The organism is Planomonospora algeriensis (genome assembly GCF_977012225.1).
Genome location: NZ_CDRNDK010001063.1, coordinates 1 through 556, shown reverse-complemented (window position 1 = coordinate 556; position 556 = coordinate 1). Strand labels below are relative to the sequence as shown.

The window sequence follows — 556 nt, the reverse complement described above, 5'->3', positions numbered from 1 at the left end:
CCCCGGTCCCCGGCGTGGACCCGCCCGTCCCGGTTCCCTGCGTGGACCCGCCCGCTCCGGTCGCCGCGGCCTTCCCCGGAGGGGCCGCGACGACCGCGGAGGCCGGGCTGGGCGTCCGCGCCCGCATCGCCGACCTGATGGAGGACGACTCCGCGGAGGAGGTCGAGTTCGTCGGGCGGATCGTCGTCTCGTTCCTGAAGCGGGCCCCCGCCGTGCTGGCCGCGCTGGCCGGGGCGATCGCCGCGGCGGATGCCGAGGCGACCGCCCGGCACGCGCACGCGCTGAAGGGGGCGGCCGCCAACGTCGGGGCGGGCGCCGTGGCCGGTCTCTGCGCCGAGGCCGAACACTTCGCGGAAGCCGTACGGCTCGGCGAGTTGGACGGCCACCCCGCCCGGCTGGAGCAGGCGCTCGCCGAGGCGGGGGCGCACCTGGCCGAGGCGCTCGCCCGCCTGCGGGCCGGACGGCCACTCCTTCCCTGAGGCGCCGTTTCCCGGGGTGTCGTCTCCCCGGGGCGCCGCGACGTCTGCGCCGGGGACCGGCGGCCGGGTGCGCCCGG

Annotated in this window: 1 protein-coding gene; it reads left to right on the top strand. The window is 79.9% G+C overall.

The window, feature by feature from the left end; genetic code table 11:
- On the top strand, positions 1-479 hold a 479-nt coding region (locus ACWJ6R_RS37805; RefSeq protein ID WP_449066778.1), incomplete at its 5' end, for an Hpt domain-containing protein.
- Positions 480-556 lie beyond the last annotated feature (77 nt).